Here is a 1,475-nt window from a genome sequence, read left to right as displayed (position 1 = left end):
AACACAAGGCCGGCCCTGTTTCCGGGCCACGCTCCAGCGCGATCCTGAAGCTGGGATCGTTCCGCAGGGCCGCCGCGTCGTTGCCGTCTTCGTATCCCGCCCCGATCATCATGATCCGGAACCGGATGATGTCGCTCAGGCTATGCTGAACTTTCGCCGGGTCACGCGGATCGCGCAGGCAATCTGCGAGCCGCTGCGCCAGACCCGCCCTGCGCTCGATCTCGCGCAGCAGGGTCAGGCCGGCGTCGGAGCTCATGTCGGCGCCGTCAAACCCGAGCAGGATCGGCTTACCGTTAAGGGGTGACAGGCGGGGCGTGGAGCACGTAGACTGGGTCAGGCGGAGGTCGTCCTGCTGAAATCTGAATCTTTGGCGTCGATAACCAAAAAATACATAGTTTCCGACGGTTACGCCACCTCCGCCGCCTTCTCGTGAATTATCCGGGCTAGCTGCACCACTTCGCCGGAGCGACAGTGTTCCCGGCTAGCGCCTGCCCATCATCGGCTCCGCACGGCACCTTGCGACCCGCGTCAGTTGAGGCAATGCCGCCGTACAGCGACCGGCCACTGCCAACGTCCACCTCCTGCGAAATCGGCTTGTCCGCCGCCGGATCCGGGGCCGCGCAGAGCAGCCGGACATTCTCCTTGTCGGCGCCTTCACGCGCCGAGTCAGATCAACCCTCAGCCCGCCGCATCCATTCCGTCAGTGCCAAAAGGTCTATTCGACGCCACCGGTCCGTCGAAATGCACTGAGCCTCCCCCGCCTCCCCCGGCGCCAGCACAATTCCTGCCTCACGAAAGCTTGCCGACAGTCTCCTCCGGCTCGTGCTTGCTCGACGGCAGTCTGCGTTTCGTTCAGGGTCTAAACCAGGATCTTCGAGAAACCACCCGGAAGGGTGGCGGATCAAATCAGCAGGGAAGGCAAGGTCTCGAACTTCGCGACCAGAGGAACGCGCATTGCGAGTTACGAAGCAGAATTACCTCATCTCGCTGCGCGCGACCTCGCCTTCCGGCCGCCAACTCACCCTGATCGTAGGTTCCGGGACGGCCATGAGGAGTTGTCCGCCACCAATTTCAGAACGGTTTTAGCTAACCCGCATAATTCATGAAGCTGCGGACTTGTGCTCCGTGGGATGGTTTCCCCGGTCTCGGTTTTCTTGCGCGCACCCGGTGTTTGCGTCCGGTTGGCAGGCCGGCCGGTGACTTGGGTCTTGGGTGATACGGGTTGATGTTTCTGGGTTTGTCGGGGCGCTTGCGTCAGGCTGTTTTCGGTGGGGCGAGGGCGTCGAAGAGAAGGAGGAGAAGTCCCTTTCGGGGACACGAAGCCGGCAGGGTCACGATGATCCGGGTCTTCTTCTCGACGATGGTTGCGGCCAGCTTGACGAGATGCAGCCGCAGCGTGTCGAACTGGGCGCGGCGCCACGGTGAACGTTTTGGGCAAGCCGCGCGGAGCTTCCACCAAATCCAGTAGGCGCAGC

The 1,475-nt window shown here is 62.6% G+C and carries 2 protein-coding genes; both read right to left on the bottom strand.

From position 1 onward, the window contains the following. On the bottom strand, window positions 1-337 hold a 337-nt coding region (locus JSE7799_RS16145; protein WP_186201983.1), incomplete at its 3' end, for a transposase. Between the two features lie 917 nt (window positions 338-1,254). Next, a partial coding sequence (locus tag JSE7799_RS16140) for a transposase (RefSeq protein ID WP_186201982.1) occupies window positions 1,255-1,475 on the bottom strand: 221 nt, incomplete at its 5' end.

This window comes from Jannaschia seosinensis (assembly GCF_001408515.1).
Classification (GTDB): domain Bacteria; phylum Pseudomonadota; class Alphaproteobacteria; order Rhodobacterales; family Rhodobacteraceae; genus Jannaschia; species Jannaschia seosinensis.
This window is presented reverse-complemented; position numbering and strand designations above follow the sequence as displayed.